The organism is Streptomyces sp. SAS_281, from assembly GCF_052542855.1.
On sequence record NZ_JBMNDO010000100.1, the window covers coordinates 1 to 22642 of the forward strand.

General features: G+C 72.5%; 22 protein-coding genes and 1 tRNA gene. 13 read left to right on the forward strand and 10 right to left on the reverse strand.

Annotated features, from left to right (window positions below; all coding sequences use genetic code 11):
- The first annotated feature begins 40 nt into the window (after positions 1–40).
- Together ACN6LM_RS28875 and ACN6LM_RS28880 are read left to right on the forward strand one after the other, a co-directional pair.
- Positions 41–1087, forward strand: coding sequence for a P1 family peptidase (locus ACN6LM_RS28875; protein ID WP_445068323.1), 1047 nt, complete (start codon positions 41–43; stop codon positions 1085–1087).
- 154 nt (positions 1088–1241) lie between these two features.
- On the forward strand, positions 1242–1997 hold the full coding sequence (locus ACN6LM_RS28880) for a DUF6227 family protein (RefSeq protein ID WP_445068324.1): 756 nt from the start codon (positions 1242–1244) through the stop codon (positions 1995–1997).
- 78 nt (positions 1998–2075) lie between these two features.
- Here the strand turns inward: ACN6LM_RS28880 and ACN6LM_RS28885 are convergent, their stop codons facing one another.
- Complete coding sequence (locus tag ACN6LM_RS28885; protein WP_445068325.1) at positions 2076–3596, reverse strand: MFS transporter; 1521 nt, start codon at positions 3594–3596, stop codon at positions 2076–2078.
- Positions 3597–3658: 62 nt separating this feature from the next.
- Here ACN6LM_RS28885 and ACN6LM_RS28890 point away from each other — a divergent pair, with 62 nt between their 5' ends.
- The gene (locus ACN6LM_RS28890) at positions 3659–4639 is read left to right on the forward strand and encodes a helix-turn-helix transcriptional regulator (protein ID WP_445068326.1); all 981 of its coding nucleotides are present in this window, start codon (positions 3659–3661) and stop codon (positions 4637–4639) included.
- A gap of 110 nt (positions 4640–4749) precedes the next feature.
- Here the strand turns inward: ACN6LM_RS28890 and ACN6LM_RS28895 are convergent, their stop codons facing one another.
- Positions 4750–5748, reverse strand: a complete 999-nt coding sequence (locus tag ACN6LM_RS28895; RefSeq protein WP_445068327.1) for a sigma-70 family RNA polymerase sigma factor — start codon at positions 5746–5748, stop codon at positions 4750–4752.
- 374 nt (positions 5749–6122) lie between these two features.
- Between ACN6LM_RS28895 and ACN6LM_RS28900 the strand changes: the two genes are divergently transcribed.
- The gene (locus ACN6LM_RS28900) at positions 6123–7169 is read left to right on the forward strand and encodes a questin oxidase family protein (RefSeq protein ID WP_445068328.1); all 1047 of its coding nucleotides are present in this window, start codon (positions 6123–6125) and stop codon (positions 7167–7169) included.
- Between the two features lie 19 nt (positions 7170–7188).
- On the opposite strand, the gene ACN6LM_RS28905 is transcribed toward ACN6LM_RS28900, so the two are convergent.
- Positions 7189–7971 carry a dioxygenase family protein gene (locus tag ACN6LM_RS28905; RefSeq protein WP_445068329.1) on the reverse strand — a complete coding sequence of 261 codons (783 nt, stop codon included), beginning with the start codon at positions 7969–7971 and terminating at the stop codon, positions 7189–7191.
- A gap of 143 nt (positions 7972–8114) precedes the next feature.
- Here ACN6LM_RS28905 and ACN6LM_RS28910 point away from each other — a divergent pair, with 143 nt between their 5' ends.
- Positions 8115–8627, forward strand: coding sequence for a MarR family winged helix-turn-helix transcriptional regulator (locus ACN6LM_RS28910; RefSeq protein WP_445068330.1), 513 nt, complete (start codon positions 8115–8117; stop codon positions 8625–8627).
- An 83-nt stretch (positions 8628–8710) separates the two neighbouring features.
- On the opposite strand, the gene ACN6LM_RS28915 is transcribed toward ACN6LM_RS28910, so the two are convergent.
- Together ACN6LM_RS28915 and ACN6LM_RS28920 are read right to left on the reverse strand one after the other, a co-directional pair.
- Positions 8711–10243 carry an MFS transporter gene (locus tag ACN6LM_RS28915; RefSeq protein WP_445068331.1) on the reverse strand — a complete coding sequence of 511 codons (1533 nt, stop codon included), beginning with the start codon at positions 10241–10243 and terminating at the stop codon, positions 8711–8713.
- Between the two features lie 175 nt (positions 10244–10418).
- Positions 10419–11066: a TetR/AcrR family transcriptional regulator gene (locus ACN6LM_RS28920; protein ID WP_445068332.1), complete on the reverse strand. Its 648-nt coding sequence runs from the start codon at positions 11064–11066 to the stop codon at positions 10419–10421.
- Between the two features lie 269 nt (positions 11067–11335).
- Between ACN6LM_RS28920 and ACN6LM_RS28925 the strand changes: the two genes are divergently transcribed.
- Positions 11336–12616 (forward strand): M6 family metalloprotease domain-containing protein, encoded by a 1281-nt coding sequence (locus ACN6LM_RS28925; RefSeq protein WP_445068333.1) that lies wholly within the window; start codon positions 11336–11338, stop codon positions 12614–12616.
- Between the two features lie 85 nt (positions 12617–12701).
- Here ACN6LM_RS28925 and ACN6LM_RS28930 read toward each other — a convergent pair whose 3' ends face one another.
- Entirely contained in the window at positions 12702–13172 is a 471-nt protein-coding gene (locus tag ACN6LM_RS28930) for a hypothetical protein (protein WP_445068334.1), read from the reverse strand.
- A gap of 119 nt (positions 13173–13291) precedes the next feature.
- Between ACN6LM_RS28930 and ACN6LM_RS28935 the strand changes: the two genes are divergently transcribed.
- Positions 13292–13364: transfer RNA gene (locus ACN6LM_RS28935), tRNA-Arg, on the forward strand.
- Between the two features lie 78 nt (positions 13365–13442).
- On the opposite strand, the gene ACN6LM_RS28940 is transcribed toward ACN6LM_RS28935, so the two are convergent.
- Entirely contained in the window at positions 13443–13877 is a 435-nt protein-coding gene (locus ACN6LM_RS28940) for an arsenate reductase ArsC (RefSeq protein WP_445068335.1), read from the reverse strand.
- Positions 13878–13968: 91 nt separating this feature from the next.
- Between ACN6LM_RS28940 and ACN6LM_RS28945 the strand changes: the two genes are divergently transcribed.
- From ACN6LM_RS28945 to ACN6LM_RS28955, 3 genes are read left to right on the forward strand one after another with little or no spacing between them, the layout of a single operon-like run.
- A complete protein-coding gene (locus ACN6LM_RS28945; RefSeq protein ID WP_445068336.1) occupies positions 13969–14277 on the forward strand; it encodes an ArsR/SmtB family transcription factor in 309 nt (102 codons plus the stop codon).
- A gap of 23 nt (positions 14278–14300) precedes the next feature.
- Complete coding sequence (gene arsB / locus ACN6LM_RS28950; protein ID WP_445068346.1) at positions 14301–15380, forward strand: ACR3 family arsenite efflux transporter; 1080 nt, start codon at positions 14301–14303, stop codon at positions 15378–15380.
- The gene (locus ACN6LM_RS28955; protein ID WP_445068337.1) at positions 15377–16435 is read left to right on the forward strand and encodes an ArsO family NAD(P)H-dependent flavin-containing monooxygenase; all 1059 of its coding nucleotides are present in this window, start codon (positions 15377–15379) and stop codon (positions 16433–16435) included. Before arsB ends, ACN6LM_RS28955 begins: the two co-directional genes overlap by 4 nt.
- 4 nt (positions 16436–16439) lie before the next feature.
- Here ACN6LM_RS28955 and ACN6LM_RS28960 read toward each other — a convergent pair whose 3' ends face one another.
- On the reverse strand, positions 16440–16946 hold the full coding sequence (locus ACN6LM_RS28960) for a GNAT family N-acetyltransferase (protein ID WP_445068338.1): 507 nt from the start codon (positions 16944–16946) through the stop codon (positions 16440–16442).
- A gap of 17 nt (positions 16947–16963) precedes the next feature.
- A complete protein-coding gene (locus ACN6LM_RS28965; protein ID WP_445068339.1) occupies positions 16964–17335 on the reverse strand; it encodes an ArsR/SmtB family transcription factor in 372 nt (123 codons plus the stop codon).
- Between the two features lie 176 nt (positions 17336–17511).
- Between ACN6LM_RS28965 and ACN6LM_RS28970 the strand changes: the two genes are divergently transcribed.
- Positions 17512–18915 carry an NAD(P)-binding domain-containing protein gene (locus ACN6LM_RS28970; protein ID WP_445068340.1) on the forward strand — a complete coding sequence of 468 codons (1404 nt, stop codon included), beginning with the start codon at positions 17512–17514 and terminating at the stop codon, positions 18913–18915.
- A gap of 92 nt (positions 18916–19007) precedes the next feature.
- On the opposite strand, the gene ACN6LM_RS28975 is transcribed toward ACN6LM_RS28970, so the two are convergent.
- Positions 19008–19457, reverse strand: coding sequence for a hypothetical protein (locus tag ACN6LM_RS28975; protein ID WP_445068341.1), 450 nt, complete (start codon positions 19455–19457; stop codon positions 19008–19010).
- Between the two features lie 150 nt (positions 19458–19607).
- Here ACN6LM_RS28975 and ACN6LM_RS28980 point away from each other — a divergent pair, with 150 nt between their 5' ends.
- Both ACN6LM_RS28980 and ACN6LM_RS28985 read left to right on the forward strand, forming a co-directional pair.
- The gene (locus ACN6LM_RS28980) at positions 19608–21704 is read left to right on the forward strand and encodes a restriction endonuclease (protein ID WP_445068342.1); all 2097 of its coding nucleotides are present in this window, start codon (positions 19608–19610) and stop codon (positions 21702–21704) included.
- A gap of 50 nt (positions 21705–21754) precedes the next feature.
- Positions 21755–22630, forward strand: coding sequence for a GNAT family N-acetyltransferase (locus ACN6LM_RS28985; protein ID WP_445068343.1), 876 nt, complete (start codon positions 21755–21757; stop codon positions 22628–22630).
- Positions 22631–22642: the final 12 nt, after the last annotated feature.

A 22642-nucleotide genomic window follows, 5' to 3' on the forward strand; every position in this document is an offset into this window, starting at 1 on the left:
CCGCCCCCGCCCCCACCCCCGCCCCCCGAAGGAGCACCGGATGCCCCGTCAGGACTCCCTCACCGATGTGCACGGGCTGCGCGTCGGCCACGCCCAGGTCCCCGGGGAGGGCGCCCTCTCCGGGACCACCGTGGTGCTCGCACCCGAGGGCGGGGCGGTCGCCGCCGTCGATGTGCGCGGGGGCGGGCCGGGGACTCGGGAGACGGACGCGCTGGATCCGCGCAACCTGGTCCAGCGCATCGACGCGGTCGTGCTCACCGGCGGCAGCGCGTTCGGGCTCGACGCCGCGTCCGGGGTGATGGCCTGGCTTGAGGAGCGGGGGCGCGGGGTGCGGGTGGGCGCCGATCCGGCCCAGGTGGTCCCCGTGGTCCCGGCGGCCTGCGTGTTCGACCTGGGGCGGGGAGGCGACTGGCGGGCCAGGCCGGACGCGGCGACGGGCCGGGCGGCCGTGGAGGACGCCGCCCGGGCCGAGGAGGGCGCGGCGGTCGCCGAGGGGTGCGTCGGCGCGGGCACGGGGGCGGTCGCCGGGCAGCTCAAGGGCGGGGTGGGGACCGCGAGTGTCCTCCTGCCGTCCGGGCTCACCGTCGGCGCGCTCGTCGTGGTCAACGCGGCGGGTTCGGTGCTCGATCCCCGTACGGGGGTGCTGTTCGGGGAGTACGGCGGCGAGGAGCCGGCCGTCGCCCCGCCGGCCGAGGTCCATGAGGCGGCGCGACGGCGCCTGGCGCAGCCGCACGGCGCCGCCGCGCGCCCCCCGCTCAACACCACGCTCGCCGTCGTCGCCACGGACGCCGGGCTGACCCGCGCGCAGGCGCAGAAGCTGGCGGGCACCGCGCACGACGGCTTGGCACGGGCCATCCGGCCCGTGCACCTGATGACCGACGGGGACACCGTGTTCGCGCTCGCCACCGGTCGGCGGGACCTGGACGCGGAGGACCCCGTCGCGCTCAACCCGCTGCTCGCTGCGGGCGCGGAGGCGGTGACCCGGGCCATCGTGAAGGCGGTCCGGGCGGCGAAGGGCGTCCGGGGCCGCGACGGCGGGGGCACCTTTCCCTCGTACGGGGACCTCTACGGCCCGCCGCCCGCGTAAGAAAAGCCCGGCCCGCGTGCGGGGGTTCGGGGCGGGTGCGCGGAACCTTCCGTGCGCCCCGTGCGTTTTTCTGAACCCCGGTCCCGATGTCAGCCCCAGGGGCTACGTTATGCACGCATCAAGTCACACGCGGCGACGGCCTGGAGACAGCACCTTGAGCGATCCGTATGAGACGACCGAGCAGCACCTCGAGCGAATCCTGCGTCGGGCTCTCAATTCGTTCGACCTCCCCGACAGCACGGTGGAGCGGCTGGGCTCCGCGCTGGCCCACAGCAGTTCCCTGTACTCCTCGCACCACAGCGCCGCCCTGCACCGCGAGACCTACCGCCACGCGTATCTGCTGAGCGACGGCTCGGCGCTGACCCTGTGGGAGCTGGTGCACAGCGGTCCGCGCGGGGACGGCCATCCCGACACCCGGCAGCACGAGCTGTACGACGACGAGGCCGACGCCCACATCGCCGCCGCCCGGCTGGCCGGCAGCCTGTGGGACGTTCCCGACTTCGGCGACGAGGAGGGGACCCAGGCCGACCTGGAGCTCATGTCGGCGCTGCTGGCCGCGCCCCCTGCCCCGCTCCCGCGGATGTACGCGCCGGACAACTCCGCGGACCACGCCCGCCGCGTGCTGCGCCGCGCGGAGAACGGAGACGTGCCCGGCGAGGAGACCGCCCGGCTGCTGCGGGCCGCCTTCGCGCACCACATCACGCAGGTCTTCGGCCGCCAGTGCCGGGTGGAGGGCCGGGACGCCGGCTTCACGCTGTACGAGCACGCGTTCCTGCTCCTCGACGGCAGCGAGACGAGCCTGTGGGAGGTCGAGCACACGGCGACGCCGGACGGCCGCCACATGTGCGAGGTGTACGGGGACGAGGAGACGGCGCGCTGCGCGATGGAAGCACGGACGCGCATCTGCTGACCCGCCCCGCCGTATGCCGGTGCCCGCGTCCCCCGGGAGGACGCGGGCACCGGTGACCCCGCCGCGTACGCCGTCGGATCAGTGCGTGAGCACCGGCTCCTTGGCGGGCTCCGTCGCGACGGGTTCGTCCTCCGCCGCGCCCTCGACGTGCTGCTTCGGCCTGGCCGGCAGGGCGGACATCACCACGAAGATCAGCAGCAGCACACCGGCCACCCACCACAGCGACTTCTCGAAGGCGTCCGCGAACGCCGGGCCGACCTGCTCCGGGGTGAGCCGGTCGCCGATCGCCCCGTAGAAGACGACGGAGACGAGCCCGAGGCCGAGCGCGTTGCCCATCTGCTGCACGGTGTTGAAGAGGCCGGAGGCGGAACCGGAGTGCTCCTTGGGCACCTCGGACAGCACCGCGTCGGCCAGCGGCGCGACGATCAGGCCCATGCCGACGCCCATCACCACGAGAGGCAGTGCCATCTGCCAGGGCGTGATGTCCATGCCGTAGTGGTCCGACTCCCAGATGTAGAGGAGCAGGCCGGCCGCCATGAGGAGCGCGCCCGTCTGGAGGACCTTGCGGCCGAAGCGGGGGACGAGCTTCTGTACGGAGAGGCCGGCGGCGACCGAGACGGAGATGGAGAACGGGACTCCGGTCAGGCCGGCCCGCAGCGCGCTCCAGCCGAGACCCATCTGCATGTACAGGGTCCAGACCAGGAAGAAGATGCCGAGGCCGATGCCGAAGGTCAGCTGCACGGCGATCCCGGCGGCGAAGCTCCGGACCCGGAACAGCGACAGCTCGATCAGCGGCGATCCGTCCCGGCCGGCCTTGGCGCGCTCGAACAGCACGAGGACGAGGAAGACGAGGAGGCTCCCGGCCATCGACAGGTAGCCCCACAGCGGCCATCCCAGCTCGCGGCCCCGGGTCAGCGGGTAGATCAGCATCAGCATGCCGAGCGTGACGAGCACGACGCCGACCAGGTCGAGGCGGAGCGCCCGGGGCGACTTGGACTCGGTGATGAACTTGCTGCCCAGGACCAGGCCGAGGATGCCGACCGGCAGGTTGATCAGGAAGATCGGGCGCCATTCCAGACCGGCGATGTTCCACTCGGTCAGCAGCGCGCCCAGCAGGGGTCCGGAGACCGCGCCGAGGCCGACGATCGCGCCGAAGAGGCCGAAGACCTTGCCGCGCTCGTGGGCGGGGAAGGTGGCGTGGACGATCGACAGCACCTGGGGCACCATCAGGGCGGCCGTCGCGCCCTGGAGGAAGCGGGAGGCGACGAGCATCTCCGGGTTGGCGGCGAATCCGCAGAGCGCGGAGGCGAGGGTGAAGCCTCCGATGCCGACCAGGAAGAGCCGCTTGCGGCCGTAGATGTCACCGAGCCGCCCGCCGGTGATGAGCCCGGCGGCGAAGGCCAGGGCGTACCCGGCGACGATCCACTGGATCGAGCTGAACGAGGCGCCGGTGTCCTGCTTGATGCTGGGGATGGCGATGTTGACGATCGTGACGTCGACCAGGTCCATGAAGGCCGCGGTCATCACGATGGCCAGGGCGAACCACCGGCGGCGGTCGGAAGGTGCCGCGGGAGACGGCAGTGGTGCGGAGGAAGTCATGGAAAGAACTTAAACAGTCAATAGGACAGGTCATGACCCATTGAGCGCGCATCCTGGGTGACATGACCGATACCCCGGCACGACTGCTCAATCTGCTGTCACTGCTCCAGACACCGCGCGAGTGGCCGGGCAGCGAGCTGGCCGAGCGGCTGGCCGTCAGCCCGCGCACGATCCGCCGCGACATCGACCGCCTGCGCGACCTCGGCTATCCGGTCGAGGCGTCGCGCGGTTCGGTGGGCGGCTACCGGCTCGTGGCGGGCACCGCCATGCCGCCGCTGCTCCTGGACGACGAGGAGGCGGTCGCCATCGCGGTGGGGCTGCGGGCCGGCGCGGGCCACGCCATCGAGGGCGTGGACGAGGCGTCCGTACGGGCGCTGGCCAAGCTGGAGCAGGTGCTGCCTTCCCGGCTGCGCCACCGGGTCTCCACCCTCCAGAACGCGACGGTCCCGCTGGCCCGGGGCGACGGTTCGACCATCGCCCCGGAGACCCTGACCGTGATGGCCTCGGCGGTCACCGGCCGGGAGCGGCTGCGCTTCGCGTACCGGGCGGGCGACGGCGCCGAGTCACGGCGCCAGGTCGAGCCGTACCGGCTGGTGAGCACCGGCTGGCGCTGGTACCTGGTGGCGTACGACCTGGGGCGCGAGGCGTGGCGCACCTTCCGGGTGGACCGGGTCAGTGAGCCGTTCGCGACCGGGGCCCGGTTCGCCCCGAGGGAGTTGCCGGAGGGGGACGCGGCGGAGTTCCTGTCGAGTTCGATGGCGCGCCGCCAGCCCGAGATCGAGGTGGAGGTGAGCTTCGCGGCGCCGCCGGAGTTCGTCGCGTCGCGGCTGCACGGCCGGATGGGTCCGCTGGAACCGGAGGGTGAGGGCGGCTGCCGGCTGCGCGCTGTGCTGCGGGACCAGCTGGAGTGGGTGGCGGTGCGGCTGGCGATGGTGGACTGCGAGTTCACCGTGCACCGGCCGCCGCAGCTGGTGGCGTACGTGGCGGATCTGGGCGGCCGGCTCAGCCGCGCGGGGTCCGGCGGGGAGCCGGGTGGAGCGTGAAGGGCCTCGCGTAAATGAATGAGCCCCGGCGCCAGGGGGGGGTGGGCGCCGGGACTCAGCTTCAGGGGGCCGGGTGAAGCGGCCCAATTGGGAGGTTACTGGACTCCGGCTCAGGCCGCAGCGTCAAAGCCCGTGTCGTGAGCCATTCGCTTCAATTCGAGCAGTGCGTGCTTCTCGATCTGGCGGATGCGCTCGCGGGTGAGGCCGTGTTCCTTGCCCACCTCGGTGAGTGTGCGCTCGCGGCCGTCCTCGATGCCGTACCGCATGCGGATGATCGACGCGGTGCGGTTGTCCAGCTTGCCGATCAGCTCCTCCAGCTCCTCGCTGCGCAGCAGCGTGAGCACGGACTGCTCGGGCGAGATGGCGGAGGTGTCCTCCAGGAGGTCGCCGAACTGCGTGTCGCCCTCGTCGTCCACGGACATGTTGAGGCTGACCGGGTCGCGGGCCCAGTCCAGGACGTCGCCGACGCGCCCCGGGGTGGAGCCCAGCTCCGCGGCGATCTCGGCGTGCTCCGGGTCGCGGCCGTTCTCCCGGTTGAACTCGCGCTGCACCCGGCGGATGCGGCCCAGCTCCTCCACCAGGTGGACGGGGAGCCGGATCGTGCGCGACTGGTCCGCTATGGAGCGCGTGATGGCCTGGCGGATCCACCAGGTGGCGTACGTGGAGAACTTGAAGCCCTTGGCGTAGTCGAACTTCTCGACCGCGCGCACCAGGCCCGCGTTGCCCTCCTGGATCAGGTCGAGCAGGGGGAGCCCGGCCCGCGGGTAGCGGCGGGCGACGGCGACGACGAGACGGAGGTTGGAGCGGATGAATACGTCCTTGGCGCGCTCGCCCTCGGCGACCAGCGCCTCCAGCTCCTCGCGCGAGGCGCCGCCCGCGTCGCTCTCCACCTGGCCGTCGAGGATCTGGCGCGCGTAGACACCGGCCTCGACCGCTTGGGAGAGGTCGACCTCCTTGGCGGCGTCGAGCAGCGGCGTACGCGCTATCTCGTCCAGGTACATGCCGACCAGGTCGCGATCGGCGATCTCTCCGCCCACGGCGCGAACACTGCTCGCCCGGTTGGTCCCGCCGGTGGCGGACGAACGACGGGCGACGGCACGGGTTGCCATGCGTGCTCCCTTGCTGAGTAGGTCGCGACACCCTCTCGGGTGCCCTGCATCCGATGGAAACAACGACTGGAATCCGGACAGAATTCCCATGCCTGGCATTCAATTTCGCGATCATGCAGTACCCTGTCCGGCCACCGGGGCGGGTGCGTGCCGGAGCCGGGTACGTCCGTGCTGGTCAGGCCGGGTACCCGGGTCGCTGCGGGGCCCCTCGACACCCCCGTACCCCGGAAGACGCCGGGTACGGGTCGCCGGTTGCCCGACCTCTGTCCCGGGACCGGTGCGGCGGCCCCGGTCCGGAGACCTAGGACCCATGCCCGGGACCTTGGGCCCGCAGTCCGTTACCCGGCGCGCACGGGGCGCATAGCGTCGATGTCATGAACGAGACGACGCGTGGCACCGACCCCGACACCACCGGCACGCTCGACGAGGCCCTGGAGCGGCTGCACTCCTCCGGCCCCGAGCACGACGGCTGGCTGTCCAATCACGCCCCCATGGCCGTGGAGGCCCTGGTCCGCAACGGCCAGGCGGCCACCGTGCACCGCTGGCTCGACCACTACCGGGCGAAGCTGGAGGACATGCCGGACCGTTTCGCCGAGGTCACCCCGGCGAACTGGCAGGAGGCCCTGGGCGACCCCCGCCGCATCGCCGACTGGGCGGCGTACTTCGAGCGGGAGACCGCCGGCCGCCCCTGGCGCGACGTGCTCGCCGAGTGGTGGCCCCGGCTGCTCCCGGGCATCGCGGGCGGCGCCACGCACCCGGTGATCCGGGTCGGCCACAGCGTGCGCACCCTGCTGACGACCGAGGAGAGCGACCCCCGTGTCAGGGAGCTGGCCCATGCGCTCGGCTATTGGGCGGCCCGCCACCAGCCGCTGCCCCCGCTCGCCCCGCTCGCTCCGGTCCGGGCCGCCGGTGCCGCACTGGACGCCGTGCCCCGGGTGCCCGACCAGAGCGGCGGCATCCAGGCCCGGCTGGCCGGGATCACGGCGTTCCCGCAGTGGCAGGGCGCGGCGGCGACCGACGCGGACGAGGCGCGCGCCGGTCTGGAGGAGCTGGTGGAGGCCGCCGTCCACCGCTATGCGCGGTACGGGCACGGTGCGCCGGTGATGCTGGTGCACGCGGCGACCGCGCCCAATGCCGTGCTGCGGACGCTGCCGGCGCTGCCGCGCGAGCTGTGGGCGCCGAGCGCGGGGGCCGCGTGGACGGCGAGCGCGGCGGTGACCGCCGCGTACTCCCCCGCCGAGGCCGCCGTTCTCCCGGCCGGGTACGGAGCGTCGCTCACGGCCGGGGAGGTGTTCGCGCGGGCGGCGGCGCACGGCGACGACCACACCATCAAGTTCGCGGACACCGCGCTGGACGTGGGCGGCGCGCCGGCCCTGGCGGCGGCACTGCGCGCGGTGGAGCTGAACCCGCCGGTGCTGTGACGCCGCACCCGCAAAGGGCTCAGCCGTACTGCACCGAGCGCTTCGCCAGCCCCATCCAGAAGCCGTCGATGACGCTGCGCCCCTGGCCGAGCTCCTGCTCGGCGGCGCCGAGGGTGACGAAGAGCGGGGCGAAGTGCTCGGTGCGCGGGTGTGCCAGGCGGCCCGCCGGGGACTTGTGCTCGAAGTCCAGGAGTGCGTCGATGTCCTGCGCCCGGAGCGCGCGGTCGCCCCAGTCGTCGAACTCCGCCGACCAGCCGGGGACGCCGCCGCCGGTGTGGCGCAGGGCGGCGAGGTTGTGCGTGAAGAAGCCGCTGCCGATGATCAGGACGCCCTCGTCGCGCAGCGGCGCCAGCTTGCGTCCGATGTCCATCAGCTTCTGCGGGTCGAGCGTCGGCAGGGAGATCTGGAGCACGGGGATGCCGGCGTCCGGGAACATCTCGACCAGTGGTACGTACGCGCCGTGGTCGAGGCCGCGGTCCGGGATGTCCTGGACCGGCGTACCGGCGCCGCGCAGCAGTTTGCGGACGCTCTCGGCGAGCCGCGGGGCGCCGGGGGCGGCGTACCGCACCTGGTAGTAGTGCTCGGGGAAGCCCCAGAAGTCGTACACCAGCGGAAGCGTCTCGGTGGCGCCGAGCGCGAGCGGGGCCTCCTCCCAGTGCGCGGACACCATGAGGACGGCGGTGGGGCGGGGCAGCTCCGCCGACCAGGCGGCCAGCTCGCCGGGCCAGACGGGGTCGTCGGCGAGCGGCGGGGCTCCATGGGAGAGGTAGAGGGCGGGCATGCGCTCCGCGGTGATTGTCATGACACTCCCCAACTGCGGCTACTCAAGGTAATTCTTCTGTAGAGGGCTTGAGGGCTTCGACAGGAAAGATTCTTTAATCTTCAAGCTCCTACCTTGAGAGACCTTAGCTCTATCTAGTTCAACTTTCAAGAAAAGGTCGTACAGTGGAGTACATGACCACGGCATCAACCGGTGCGCCGCTCTGGCTCACCGACGAAGAACAATGCGTCTGGCGCGCGTATCTGCACGCCACCACGCTTCTGGAGGATCACCTCGACCGCCAGTTGCAGGCCGATGCCGGCATGCCGCACATCTACTACGGCCTGCTCGTCCAGCTCTCCCAGGCGCCCCGGCACCGCATGCGGATGACCGAACTGGCCAGGAACGCCAAGATCACCCGATCCCGCCTCTCCCACGCGGTCGCCCGGCTGGAGAAGAACGGGTGGGTGCGCCGCGAGGACTGCCCCTCCGACAAGCGCGGCCAGAACGCCGTCCTCACCGACGAGGGCCACGCGATGCTGCGCCGCTCCGCCCCCGGCCATGTGAAGGCCGTCCGCCAGGCGATGTTCGACCGCCTCACGCCCGAGCAGGTCCACTCGCTGGGCGAGATCATGCAGGTCCTGGCGGCCGGGCTCCAACCGGAGGGCGCGGACGCCGACCTCCCCTGGCTGCGCTGAGCCACCGCCCCCGACGCACTTCTGCCCCGGTCCTCTCGTACGAGGGAACCGGGGCAGAAACGTATCCGCGCGGGTGGCCGGGGTCAGTGGGCGACGACCGGGACCCTGATCTCGTCCTCGACACCCTCAGCGTCACCGGAAGCAGAGCCTCCGGAAGTTCCCGCCGAGGTGGGACGGCCCGCGTTGACGAAGGTCAGCGCGATCGCGGCGGCCACCGCCAGGATGCCGACGGCCCACCAGATGGCACCGGTGAAGCCGTGCACCATCGACTGGAGCTTCAGCAGCTCGGGGTTCTTGGCGCCGAGCGCGGCGTGCGAGGTGGCGTACGCCGTGGCGGCCGAGGCGGCGATCGTGTTCAGCAGGGCCGTGCCGATCGCACCGCCGACCTGCTGCGAGGTGTTGACCATCGCCGAGGCGACACCCGCGTCACGCGCTTCGACACCGTGCGTGGCCAGCGACATCGCCGGCATGAACGCCGTACCCATGCCCAGACCCAGCAGCAGCTGGCCGGGCAGGATGACCGCCGCGTACGAGGAGTCGATGTCCAGCCGGGTGAGCAGCAGCATGCCGACGGCGGCGGTCAGGAAGCCGGGGCCCATCAGCGTACGGGCCGGGACCCGGGTCATCAGCCGGGCACCGATCTGCGTGGAGCCGGTGATCATGCCCGCGATCATCGGCATGAAGGCGAAGCCGGTCTTGATCGGCGAGTAGCCCTTGACGACCTGGAGGTAGTACGTCAGGAAGAGGAACAGGCCGAACATCGCGATGACGGCGAGGCCCAGCGAGAGGTAGACGCCACCGCGGTTGCGGTCCATCACGACGCGCAGCGGAAGCAGCGGCGACTTGACCTTGGCCTCGGTCAGGACGAAGGACAGCAGCAGCACACCGGCGGCGACGAACGAACCGACGGTCAGCGCGTCCGACCAGCCCGCGGACTCGGCGCGGGTGAACCCGTACACCAGCGAGACCAGACCCAGCGCGGACAGGACCACGCCCGGGATGTCGAGCGGCGAGCGGTTGCGGCTGCCGGCGGGCTCGCGGATGACGAAGTAGGCACCGGCGGCGGCGACGATCGCGAAGGGGATGTTGACGAAGAAGGTCCAGCGCCAGTTCAGCGTCTGGGTGAGGAAGCCGCCGAGGATCAGGCCGACGGCGCCACCGCCACCGGCGATCGCCCCGTAGATGCCGAACGCCTTGGCGCGCTCCTTGGCGTCGGTGAACATCACCGCGAGCAGCGAGAGCGCGGCCGGCGCGAGCAGCGCACCGAAGACGCCCTGGAGGGCGCGGGAACCGAACAGCATGCCCTGGTTCTGCGCCGCGCCACCGAGCGCGGAGGCCAGCGCGAAGCCGATCAGTCCGACGACGAAGGTGCGCTTGCGGCCCCAGAGGTCGGCGATGCGCCCGCCGAAGAGCAGCAGCCCGCCGAAGGCGAGCGCGTAGGCGGTGATGACCCACTGCTTGTTGGCGTCGGTGATGCCGAGGGCGGTCTGGGCGTGCGGCAGCGCGATGTTCACGATCGTGGCGTCGAGCACCACCATCAGCTGCGCGAGCGCGATGAAGGCCAGAGCCTTCCAGCGACTGGGGTCGGGGAGTCGGAAATCAGCTGTTTTTGACATGGGAGTAGCCACCTAGGAGCGCGCGAGGGCGCGAGAGATCGCGAACCGTGCGTGCCGCTGGCGCGGGCACGGCTGAGGGCAGGTCTGACGGAAGGTCTGACGGGACGTCGTCGGGCTTCGGCTGAGAGGAAGGCTTCAGGTGAGGGGGCAGGGGGTGGGGCGGGCGCGGATCACGTCACGTGCGGCGCCGCAGGTCCTCCAAGGTCGCCGCCGTTCCGGGGAGTACGGACCGGGCCGGGGCCGCGAGTCCGTCCAGGAACAGCTGGATGTGGCGGTGGGTGAATCGGTCGATGTTCGGGCAGGCGATGCCCGGCAGCGGCCGGGTGAGCTGGGAGAGGGCGACCAGTACGTCACCGACGGCGATGTCGGTGCGCAGGCGCCCCGCGGACATGGCGCGCGCGACGAGCCCTTCGACGGCCTCTTCGAGGCGCCGGCGCTCGGCGAGCAGTTCGGGGTGGTCCTTGTCGAAGCCGCCGGAGAGCATGGGGCACAGGGCCCCGATGCGTTCGTCGGCCGCCGCGTGGACGAAGCGGGTGAGCGCGGCGAAGGGGTCCGCTTCTTCGGCGGCGGCCTCCTCGGCGCGGTCGGTGGTGCGGGAGGTGACCGCGAGGACGACCTCGTGGACGAGGGCGGCACGGTCGGGGAAGTTCCGGTAGAGCGTCGCGTTGCCGACTCCGGCGCGCCGGGCGACCTCGTCGAGGGGCACCTCGGGCCCGAACTCGACGAACATCTCGCGCGCCGCCGCCACGATCCGCTCCCGGTTGCGCAGCGCGTCGGCCCTCGGCTTGGGCGTACGGGGCTGCGCGGGTGCGGTGGTGGCCACGGCGGTGCTCCTTTTCTTCCGGGCTTCTGTCGCGGTCCGGCCGGAGAAACAACCGGGGACCGCTTCCCCGTTTCGCGGGGGACACCGATGCAAACGGGGAAAGGCTCCCCGCTTATTTCCCCGCCCTTTGTGACCTGCGTCACCCATACCGTCCTCGCGGAAAACCAGCCGAACGGCGCACCCAGCGAGCGGCCCGCGATCACCCGGCAGAGGCTGGCGGCAGAGCGCAGCCGGGGTCGGCCGACTGCCGCGGACCGGAAGGCGCCTCGATGCAGCAGCCCCGCCACCGGATACGCAAGCACCGCCGCCCGGTCGCTCTCGGCGCTGCAACGGCCCTGGTCATAGCGGCCCTGGCGACCGCGAGCAGCACGCTGCCCCTCCAGAGCCCCGCGTCGGCCGGCCCCGCCGCGACCGCCCCCCTGGCCACAGGGCTCGGCCCCTGCCGGATCGCGTCGGCCATGGGCGTACAGATGTCGGAGGGCATGCCGACGCAGCCCGGCTACGCCCGTTCCACCGGCCGCGTCCGCGCGCTGAACCTCATGATCGACTTCCCGGACGCGGAGGGCACCGAGCCGGCCATGGACCGGCTGGCCGAATTCTTCCCGCAGACCACGAAGTGGTTCCGGACGAGCTCCTACGGCCGCCTCACCTACATACCCGAGGCGCCGATCCGCTCGTGGCTGCGGATGCCGCTGCCCTTCGAGGAGTACGGCATCGAGCGGGGCTCCCCGTACGAGCCGGGCTACCGCCACCTGGTGCAGGACATCGTGGCGGCCGCGGACCCGAGGGTGGACTTCGACGAGTACGACCTGGTCAACATCCTGGTCACCCCGAACGCCGGGCCCTCCGCCCTGGACACCGTGCTCTCGGTGACCTTCTCGGGCAACGACGACGCCCCGATCGCGGACGGGGTGCCGCTGTCCAACACCTCATTCGTCTACAGCCGCCAGGACGACGGATCCGGTTCGTACGCCCAGACCGGCTACCGGGTCCTGCCCCACGAGAACGGCCACGTCTTCGGCCTGCCCGACCTCTACACGATGGAGGGCGGCGGCTCCGTCGGACACTGGGACATCATGTCCGAGGACTGGGGCGCCAACAACGACCTGCTCGGCTGGCACAAGTGGAAGCTCGGTTGGCTGGACAACGACCAGGTCAGCTGCGCCGCCGGCCCCGGCACCACGGACCACGTCCTGCGGCCCCTGGCCACCCGGGGCGGCCTGAAACTGGCCTTCGTCCCGCTGACCGCGGAGACCGGCTACGCGGTGGAGGTCCGCACCCAGGCGGGCAACGACCAGGCGGTCTGCCGCCCCGGCGTCCTCATCTACAAGGTCAGCTCCGACGTGGACACGGGCCAGGGCCCGATCTCGGTGGCCGACAGCACCAAGGACAGCCCCGGCTGCACCCGCCTCCCCAACGTCCACGCCGAACTCTCGGACGCCCCGTACCAACCGGGCGACACCTTCACGGACCGGGCGAACGGGATACGGATCTCGGTGCTGGAGAGGGACGACAAGGGGGACTACCGGGTGCAGGTGACGCGGCCCTAGGCGGCAGGCCGGCCGGATGCCACCCGGAGCGCGCCCGCCCCGGCTCCCTGCGCCACGGGGTCCCCGGCTACCGCTCCCGCACGATCTACCGCTCCCGCACGATCTCGGCGAACCGCTCCACGGCCGCCCGGGGCAGCTGGGGAACGGGCGCCTCGACCGCGGTGACCGCGAAGACCGGCGGCTCGTCGTCGGACGGTTCGAGCCGGGCCCGGGTGAGCAGGCCGTCGGGTGTCACGGCCCAGTACGCACTGGGCGGCGCCTCGTCGGCGGGAAACAGCACGGTGGTCCCGGCGGCCTTCGCGAGCGCGGCAGCGACCTCCCCCTCGGCCGGCTGACCGGCGACGAAGTCCTGCGCGTAGACGTCCAGGGCCCGGGCCAGGTCCCCGCGAAGAACGTCGTACGCGCACAGAACGGCCGCCTCCCAGTCCCGCGCCCCCTGATCCCCGTCGGCATCGGCCACATCGACGTCCCGTACGGCGACACCGAAGCACCCGGCGAGCGCGCGAGCGACGACGCCGGGCGGAACCGGATCAACGGTCAGCAGGTTGTACGCCACGAACGCCTCCCCCTCACAGCCGGCACCCCGACGATGCCCTCCCGCCCGTCCAAGATCCCCGCGCCCCCCGACCCCCGTACACCGAGCACACCACCCGCTACACTGGCGGCCACAGCCATGCCTTCGTAGCTCAGGGGATAGAGCACCGCTCTCCTAAAGCGGGTGTCGCAGGTTCGAATCCTGCCGGGGGCACAGAGAAACACCTGGTCGAAGGCCCTTCCGTCCGGCGGACGGAAGGGCCTTCGTGCTCGCGGCACACCTATGGCGAGGTCAGGCCGCCGCCTCCGGATCGGCCGGGGCGATTTCGGCGATCAGGCCCTCCACCAGGGTCCTGATCCCGTCGCGGATCGGGCGGACCGCTTCGACGCCCTGGCCGGCCGGGTCGTCGAGCTTCCAGTCCAGGTAGCGCTTGCCGGGGAAGACGGGGCAGGTGTCGCCGCAGCCCATGGTGATGCACACGTCGGACTCCTTCACCGCGTCCACGGTGAGGATCTTCGGGACCTCGGCGGAGATGTCGATGCCGGCCTCGGCCATCGCTGCGACGGCGGCCGGGTTGACCTGGTCGCCCGGCCGGGAGCCGGCGGAGCGGACCTCGACGCGGTCTCCGGCCAGGTGGGTCAGCCAGGCGGCGGCCATCTGGGAGCGGCCGGCGTTGTGGACGCAGACGAACAGGACGGACGGCTTCCTGCCGGAACTCTCGGGCATGAGGGGCTCTCTCGTCTCGCGGCGGCCGGACGCCATCCATGGCATCAGCATCCACTGGTATCAGCAATTGGTGATGTGAGAGTATCAGCGCATGCTGACTTCAGTCGATCCTGATGTGATCCGCGCGCTGGGCGATCCGCTCCGGCTGCGGATCGTGACCCTGCTGGCGCGCGAGACGCTGTGCACCACGCACCTGGTGGAGGAGACCGGGGCCAAGCAGACCAACCTGTCCAACCACATGAAGGTGCTGCGCGAGGCCGGGCTGGTGGAGACCGAGCCCTGCGGCCGCTTCACCTACTACAAGCTCAGGCCCGACGTCCTGGCCGGCCTGTCCGCGCAGTTCGCCGAGCTCGCCGGATCCGCCCGCACCGCCGCCGGGAACAAGAGGGCCTGCCCGTGACCTCCAGCGCCCACGCCCGGAGCATGGAGGCGGCCGGGGACGACTCGGTCGTCAAGAAGCTCTCCACCCTCGACCGCTACCTCGCGGTGTGGATCCTGCTCGCCATGGCCGTCGGCCTCGGGCTCGGCCGGCTCGTCCCGGGGCTGAACGACGCGCTCGCGAAGGTGGAGATCGGCGGGATTTCCCTGCCGATCTCGCTCGGCCTGCTGATCATGATGTACCCGGTGCTGGCGAAGGTCCGCTATGACCGGCTCGACGCCGTGACCGGCGACCGCACGCTGATGGCCTCCTCGCTGGTCATCAACTGGATCCTCGGACCTGCGGTGATGTTCGCGCTGGCCTGGATCTTCCTGCCGGACCTGCCCGAGTACCGCACCGGCCTGATCATCGTCGGCCTGGCCCGCTGCATCGCCATGGTCATCATCTGGAATGACCTCGCCTGCGGCGACCGCGAAGCCGCTGCCGTGCTGGTCGCCCTCAACTCCGTCTTCCAGGTCCTCGCGTTCGGCCTGCTCGGCTGGTTCTACCTCGACCTGCTGCCCGGCTGGCTCGGGCTCGGCGACGGCGAGCACCTCGACGTCTCCATGTGGAAGATCGCGCTGAACGTGGTCGTCTTCCTCGGCATCCCGCTCGCCTCCGGCTTCCTCACCCGCCGCCTGGGCGAGAAGAAGATGGGCCGCGACGACTACGAGCAGCGGTTCCTGCCGAAGATCGGCCCGTGGGCGCTGTACGGGCTGCTGTTCACGATCATCGTCCTCTTCGCCCTCCAGGGGAGGACCATCACGTCGCAGCCGCTGGACGTCGCCCGGATCGCGTTGCCGCTGCTGGTGTACTTCGCCGTCATGTTCTTCGGCACGTTCCTGCTCGGCAAGGGCCTGGGCCTGGCCTACGACCGCACCGCGACCCTCGCCTTCACGGCGGCGGGCAACAACTTCGAGCTGGCCATCGCGGTCGCCATCGCCACCTTCGGCGTCACCTCCGGCCAGGCCCTGTCCGGCGTCGTCGGCCCGCTCATCGAGGTACCGGTGCTGATCGGCCTGGTCCACGTCGCGCTCGCCTGGCGCAAGAGGTTCGCCCCCGATGCGATGACGACGGCCTCATGACCCGGCGGACGGATGTGGTGGTGGTCGGCGGTGGCCAGGCAGGGCTCGCCGCCGGCTACCACCTGCGCCGCCGGCGCCTGGACTTCGTGCTCCTGGACGCGGAGGCGGGGCGGGGCGGGTCGTGGCAGCACATGTGGGACTCGCTGCACCTGTTCTCCCCGGCCGAGCACTCCTCGCTGCCCGGCCGCCTCATGCCCGCCCAGGCGGGCGAGACCTACCCGGGCGCCGGGCACGTCGTGGACTACCTCGCCGACTACGAGAACCGCTACGACCTGCCCGTCCAGCACGGCACCCGCGTGGACGCCGTACGCCGCGACGCGGACCGCCTCCTGGTCGAGGCGGGATCCAGCACGTGGACGGCCCGTGCGGTCATCAGCGCCACCGGCACCTGGTCGCGACCCTTCCTCCCCGCCGTTCCCGGCCGATCCGCCTTCACCGGCCGGCAGCTGCACACGGTGAACTACCGCGGTCCGGCCCACTTCGCCGGGCAGCGTGTCGTCGTGGTGGGCGGAGGGAACTCCGGGGCCCAGATCGCTGCCGATCTCGCCCTGGACGGCCGTGCCGAAGTGACGTGGGTGACCCGGCGCCCTCCACGGTTCCTGCCGGACGACATCGACGGCCGCGCCCTGTTCGATGTCGCCACCGCCCGCCGCCGCGCCCTGGACGCCGGCCGTACCGACACCGGTGGGGTGGCCTCGCTCGGCGACATCGTGGCCGTACCGCCCGTCCGCGCCGCCCGCGACGCCGGACTCCTCAGCGCGAAGGCGATGTTCGCCCAGCTCACGGCGACCGGTGTCCGGTGGGCCGACGGCAGCCGGAGCGACGCGGACGCGGTGATCTGGTGCACCGGCTTCCGCCCGGCCCTGGCCCACCTCGCCCCGTTGAACCTGCGGGGTCCGCGCGGCCGCATTCCCACCGAGGGCACGCGCGCCCTGGGCGAGCCCCGGCTGCACCTGCTCGGCTACGGCGACTGGACCGGCCCGGCCTCGGCCACCCTCATCGGCGTCGGGCGCACCGCCCGCGACGCCGTCCACGCGATCACGCGACTGGCGTGATCGGTCAGGTGATGGCGGGGCTGCGGCGTTCCACGAGGACGACGTCGCGCCAGACACCGTGATGGCGCCCGATCCGCTCCCGCGTGCCGATGACGCGGAATCCGGCTCGCTGGTGAACGGCGAGACTGGCGGTGTTCTCGGGAAAGATCCCCGACTGGATCGTCCAGATCCCGGCCCGTTCCGTGGACTCGATCAGCGCCTTCAGCAGCGCGGCGGCGATTCCGCGGCCGCGGGCGGCCGAGTGGACATAGACGGAGTGCTCGACCACGCCCGCGTACGCGCACCGGTCGGAGACCCGGCTCGCGGCCACCCAGCCCAGCACCGCCCCATCGGCGTCCACGGCGGCGAAGCGGTGCTCGGGCAGCTTCGCCGCGTCGAACGCCTCCCATGCCGGGGCGGCGGTCTCGAAGGTGGCGTTCCCCTCGTCGATCCCCGCCTGATAGATGGCGAGCACCTGCCCCGCGTGCTCCGGTGACAGCGGCACGATCACGGCACTCGCAGATCCGCCCACGCGATCCCCCGTCCCGGTCAGGCCGCGGCCCGCAGGGCCAGCAACCGGCCCATCGCCGCCAGCACGGACGGTTCGACACGGTAGTAGACCCAGGTGCCGCGCCGCTCGGAGGTGAGCAGCCCGGCGTCCTTCAGCTTCTTCAGGTGATGAGAGACGGTCGGCTGGGAGACGCCGACATCCGAGATGTCGCACACGCACGCTTCGCCGCCCTCGTGGGAGGCCACGGCAGAGAAGAGGCGGAGGCGGACCGGATCGCCGAGCGCCTTGAACATCCGCGCGGCCCTCTCGGCCTCCTCGGCGTTCATCGGACGCTCGGTCAGCGGCGGGCAGCACGGCACCACGCTCTGACCGTCGGCTTCGAGCAGCGGGAGCGCCTTCGCATTCGACATGCGTCTATGTTGACACATGTCGAACCAGTACGGGGAGGTCCGCCACGAGGCGCCGTCGATGCGCCTCGTGGGCGACTCTCCGTTTCGATGAACGTCTATGTTGACGCTCATCGATACAGGTGCCATGCTGGGCCGCGCAAGCCATCGACAGATGTCGAAACACGCAAGGAGTCGCCGTGACCGCGCCCGCCACCACCGAGCTGCCCGTCGTCGTGATCGGGGCCGGCCCCGTCGGCCTGGCTGCCGCCGCCCACCTGGTCGGCCGGGGCATCGAGCCCTTGGTCCTGGAGACCGGCCCCACCGCCGGCGCCGCGGTGCGCGAGTGGTCGCATGTGCGCCTGTTCTCCACCTGGGGCGAGGTCGTCGACCCGGCAGCCGAGAAGCTCCTGGCACCCACCGGCTGGACCCGCCCGGACCCGGCCGCCTACCCCTCCGGCGGCGACTGGGCGGAGCTCTACCTCCAGCCGCTCGCCGCCCTCCTCGGCGACCGCGTCCGCACCGGAGCCACCGTCACCGGTGTCTCGCGCACCGGCCGGGACCGGATCGTGGATGCCGACCGCGAGCAGCAGCCGTTCGTCGTGCACGTCGCCCACGCCGACGGCCGTGAGGAGCGCCTGTTCGCGCGCGCCGTCATCGACGCCTCCGGCACCTGGGCCACGCCGTCCCCGGCCGGTGGCAGCGGGCTGCCCGCGCTCGGTGAGAGGGCCGCCGCGGACCGGATCACCTACCGCGTCCCCGATCTGAAGGACCCGGCCGTCCGGGCCCGGTACGCGGGCAGGCGCACCGCCGTCATCGGCTCCGGCGCCTCCGCCTTCACCGCCCTTGCCTACCTCGCCGACCTCGCCGAGTCCGACGGCGGTGCGGGAACGAAGGGCATGTGGATCCTGCGCCGCGGCATCTCGGGCTCCACCTTCGGCGGCGGCGAAGCCGACCAACTCCCCGCCCGCGGCGCCCTGGGCCTGGCGGCCAAGGCCGCCGTCGACGCGGGCCACGCGGACGCCGTCACCGGCTTCCGCACCGAGGCCGTCGAGCGCGCCGGCGACGGCCGCCTGGTCCTGGCCGGCGAGGACGGCCGACGTCTGGACCCGGTCGACGAGGTCATCGTGCTGACCGGCTTCCGCCCCGACCTGTCCTTCCTGGACGAGCTGCGCCTGGGCCTGGACGAGCGCCTCCAGGCGCCGGTCGGGCTCGCTCCGCTGATCGACCCGAACCAGCACTCCTGCGGCACCGTCTACCCGCACGGCCACCGCGAGCTCTCCCACCCGGAGCAGGGCGTGTACCTGGTCGGGATGAAGTCCTACGGCCGTGCCCCGACGTTTCTCGCCATGACCGGCTACGAGCAGGTCCGCTCCGTGGCCGCCGCGATCGCCGGCGACCTCGAAGCGGCCGACCGCGTCGAACTGACCCTGCCCGAGACCGGGGTGTGCGGCGGCGCCGGCCTCTTCGACGCCCCGGAGGCCGACCAGGGCGACGGATGCTGCGCCCCGGCGCCCCGGCTCATCCAGGTCGGCGCCCCTGCCGCGGTGGCGGTCGGCGACGCTGTCGAGGAGGCTCCGGCGGGCGGCTGCTGCGGCTCGTGACCGACCTCGCCCCCCCCAGGCCCGAATCCTGCCGGGGCACCGGGGAAACGGCTCCGGACCGGTCGCGGTCCGGAGCCGCGTGCGTTCCGGGGCTACTCGGAGCGGTGGCGGACGGCTGCGAGGAGGCGTCGCATGCCCACCGCGTGGCCGCCCGTCGTGATGATCAGGTGGCGGTACGCGGTGCCGGGCAGGCCCGGGAACGTGGCCCGGCTTTCCGCGCGCAGGCGGGAGCGGGTCGGGGCGAGCGCTTCCAGGCGGAAGGTCAGGGTGTACGTCGAGAAGCGGTGGCGGCCCGACAGGGTCAGCTCGTGCGGGCGGGCGGCTGCCGTCACCCGGAAGCCGGGGAGCGTCGAGCCCTCGGCCAGGGGGCGGGGGCCGGAGGCCGTGCGGTCGGAGACGCCGGCCAGGCGAGCGTAGGCGGTCGCGCCTCGGCCCGCGAAGGAGCGGACCAGGGTCTCGCTCAGGGCTCGCCAGACGGCCTCGGCCGCCGCTTCGACGACCGTCTCGTGCTCGTCGGTGTACGGCAACGGAGCGAGCGGCATCAGAGCCTCCATGAGGTCCATGCGAAGAATGGCGTGATCCTCGCACCTTCGGCTTCCCCGACTTCCCCCGAACCCTGCCAACTCCATGGGCCCCGGGTCCGTCGCGGATTAAGGTTGCGCCATCACTGCTGTGGGGAGGGCCTGAGCGGGATGAGTCGTCGCTCCAATGGGTTGGTTGCCGTGTGGGCCGAGGCGCAGCGGCAGCAGCAGCGGCAGCAGGAGGCGCAAGCCCGGTATCAGCGGGATCAGGAGCGTGCGCAGCGGGCGTATCAGCGGGAGGTCGCGCGGAGTCAGCGCGAGCAGAAGGCCGCCTACCGGGAGCAGCGTGAGGCCGAGGCGCGGCGGCGTACGCGGGAACTGGACGCCCGGGTCGAGGCGTTGCAGGGGCTGCTGGCGGCCGGGTGCCGGGCGCCGGCGTTCCGGGCCTCGGCGCTGACGCGGGCGGAGCGGGTCGAGCCGTTCGCGCCGGGGCCCTTGGCGCAGCCCGTGCCCATGCCCGACCCCGCACGGTACGAGGCGCAGGGCGGCGGGTGGACCGCCGGGCGGCGGGCCCAGGCGCAGGCGGAGGCGCGGGCCCGGTTCGAGCGGGACCGGCAGGCGGCGCAGGCGGCCGAGGCGCAGCGCCAGGCGCAGTTCGCCACGTACCGGCGGCAGTACCAGGAGTGGGCGGACGCGCGGCTGGCGGAGATCCGGCTCCACAACGCCGGGATCGCGGAGATGACCGCCGGTCTGCGCGCCGGGGACGCCGACGCGGCCGTGGAGTACTTCTCCGCCGCGCTCTACGCCTCCACCGGCTGGCCCGACGAGCTGCCCCGGCAGGTGGCGGCGGCGTACGACTCGGGCGCGCGGCAGTTGGTGCTGAACTGGGAGCTGCCCCGGTACGACGTCGTCCCCGAGGCGAAGTCCGTGCGGTACATGGTCAACGCGGACCAGGAGAAGGAGTCGCCCCGGCCGGTAACGCAGCGCCGCGCCCTGTACCGGGACGTGCTCGCCCAGTGCCTGCTGCTCGTCCTGCGCGATCTCTTCGCCGCCGACGAGTTCGGGGCCCTGGAGTCGGTCGCGCTGAACGGGTTCGTGGACGCCCACGATCCGGCGACCGGGCGCCGGATGCCCATGTTCCTCGGCACGGTCATGGCGACGCGGGCGGACTTCGCCGGGCTGCACCTGGAGCAGGTGAACGCGGTGAACTGCCTGGTGGACGGGTTGCGCGGGCAACTGTCCACGCGTCCCGACCAGTACGCCGCGGTGCGGCCCGGCCGGGTCCCCGAGGACGTCGGCAACGGGGTCGTGACCCATGGCGGCGACGAGGAGCCCGACCTGTACGAGATGGACCCGCTCGCCTTCGAGGCGCTGGTCGCCGAGCTCTTCCGGGCGATGGGCATGCAGGCCGTCACCACGCAGCGCTCCAACGACGGCGGGGTCGACGTCGACGCGCTGGACCCGGCACCGATACGCGGCGGCAAGATCGTCGTCCAGGTGAAGCGCTACCGCAACACCGTGCCGCCCACGGCCGTCCGCGATCTGTACGGGACGGTCCAGGACACCGGCGCCAACAAGGGCGTGCTGGTCACCACCTCCAAGTTCGGACCCGGTTCGCACACCTTCGCCAACGGCAAGCCGCTGGAGCTGGTCCCGGGCTCCGAGCTGGTCGATCTGCTGCACCGGCACGGCCTGCGCGGGCGCCTCGGCGGCGGGGAGCGGCCGGTCCCGGCCCAGCGGACCGCCCCGGACGACGTAATCCGCGACGACGGGAGCCGCGACGGCGCCCACAACGTGCTCGGCATGTACTGGTCCGGCTCCGTCGCCCTGGACGTCTGCGCGCTCGTCTGCCGGGGCACCCGCGTGCTGGACGACGACCACTTCGTGTTCTTCAACAACCCGCGCACCCCGGACGGTTCGGTGCGCGCGCTGATCCCCGTCGCGCCCGACAAGGCCGCGCTCCGGGTCGGCTTCGACGCGCTCCCGGCGCGCGCGGACCGGCTGGTGCTCATCGCCGCGGTCGACCCCGTCGCCAACCCCGACGCCGACCTGTCGGGCTTCACCGACGCCGGGATACGGCTGCTCGACACCGAGCGCACCCCGCTCGACCAGCTGGACGTCTCGGACGGCCGGCCGGGCGAGACCGCGCTCGTCCTGGGCTCGTTCCGCCGACGGGCCAACGGGAACTGGGAGTTCGTCACCGGCGGCAAGGGATACCGGGGCGGTCTCGAGGAGTTGGTCACGGAGTACGGGATCGACGTCGAGTAGGCCGCCGAAAAGGGGAGGCGCTCCCCTCCCCCGTCACGGGAGCATGTGCCATGGACACCTCAACTTGGCGTCGCGTTCCCGACGTCCATTCCTTCCTCGCCCGCGCCGGCGGCTTCCTGCGGTCGCGGCCCGCTCTGCACACCCTCACCCTGACCGTGTGCGAAGGGCTGCGCGCGAGGGGGCCCCAGGCGTACGGGGACGAGGCGCCCGTCTTCGGGGTGCTGGAACAGGACGGCGAGGTACGCGCCGCCTACTTGCGGACCCCGCCCTACCGGCTGATCGTCACGCCCCTCACGCCCGAGGAGGCCGGTTCGCTGGCCGCCCATCTGCATGCCGTGGGCGACCCCGTCCCCGGGGTCAACGCGGACGCGGCGACCGCCGCCGCGTTCGCCGGGGCGTGGCGGGCGCGTACGGGGGTGGCCCCCCGGCTCCACGAGCGCCTGCGGCTCTACCGGCTCGGGGAGCTCCAGCGGCCCGAGCCCGCGCCGGAGGGGCGCGGCCGGATCGCGGAGTCGCGGGACCGGGGGCTCCTGGCGCGGTGGTACGCGGAGTTCGTGCGGGACATCGGCGGGGGCGGCGTCCAGGATCCCGGCGCCTGGGCCGACCGGCACATCGCGGACCGTCGGATCACCCTCTGGGAGACCCCCGGCGGGGTGCCCGTGTCCATGGCGGGGCTCACGGCCCTGGTCGCCGGGCAGATCCGGGTCGCCCCCGTCTACACCCCGGCCGCACTGCGCGGACGCGGTTACGCGGGCGCCGCCACCGTCGAGGCCGGCCTCGCCGCGCTCGCCGAGGGGGCGGAGGAGGTGCTGCTCTTCGCCGACCTCGCCAACCCCACGAGCAACGGCGTCTACCAGCGCGTCGGCTACCGGCCCGTGACGGACTTCGCGGTGTACGACCTCGCGGTGGTGGCGGTGCCCCGGTGATCCGGCGCGCTC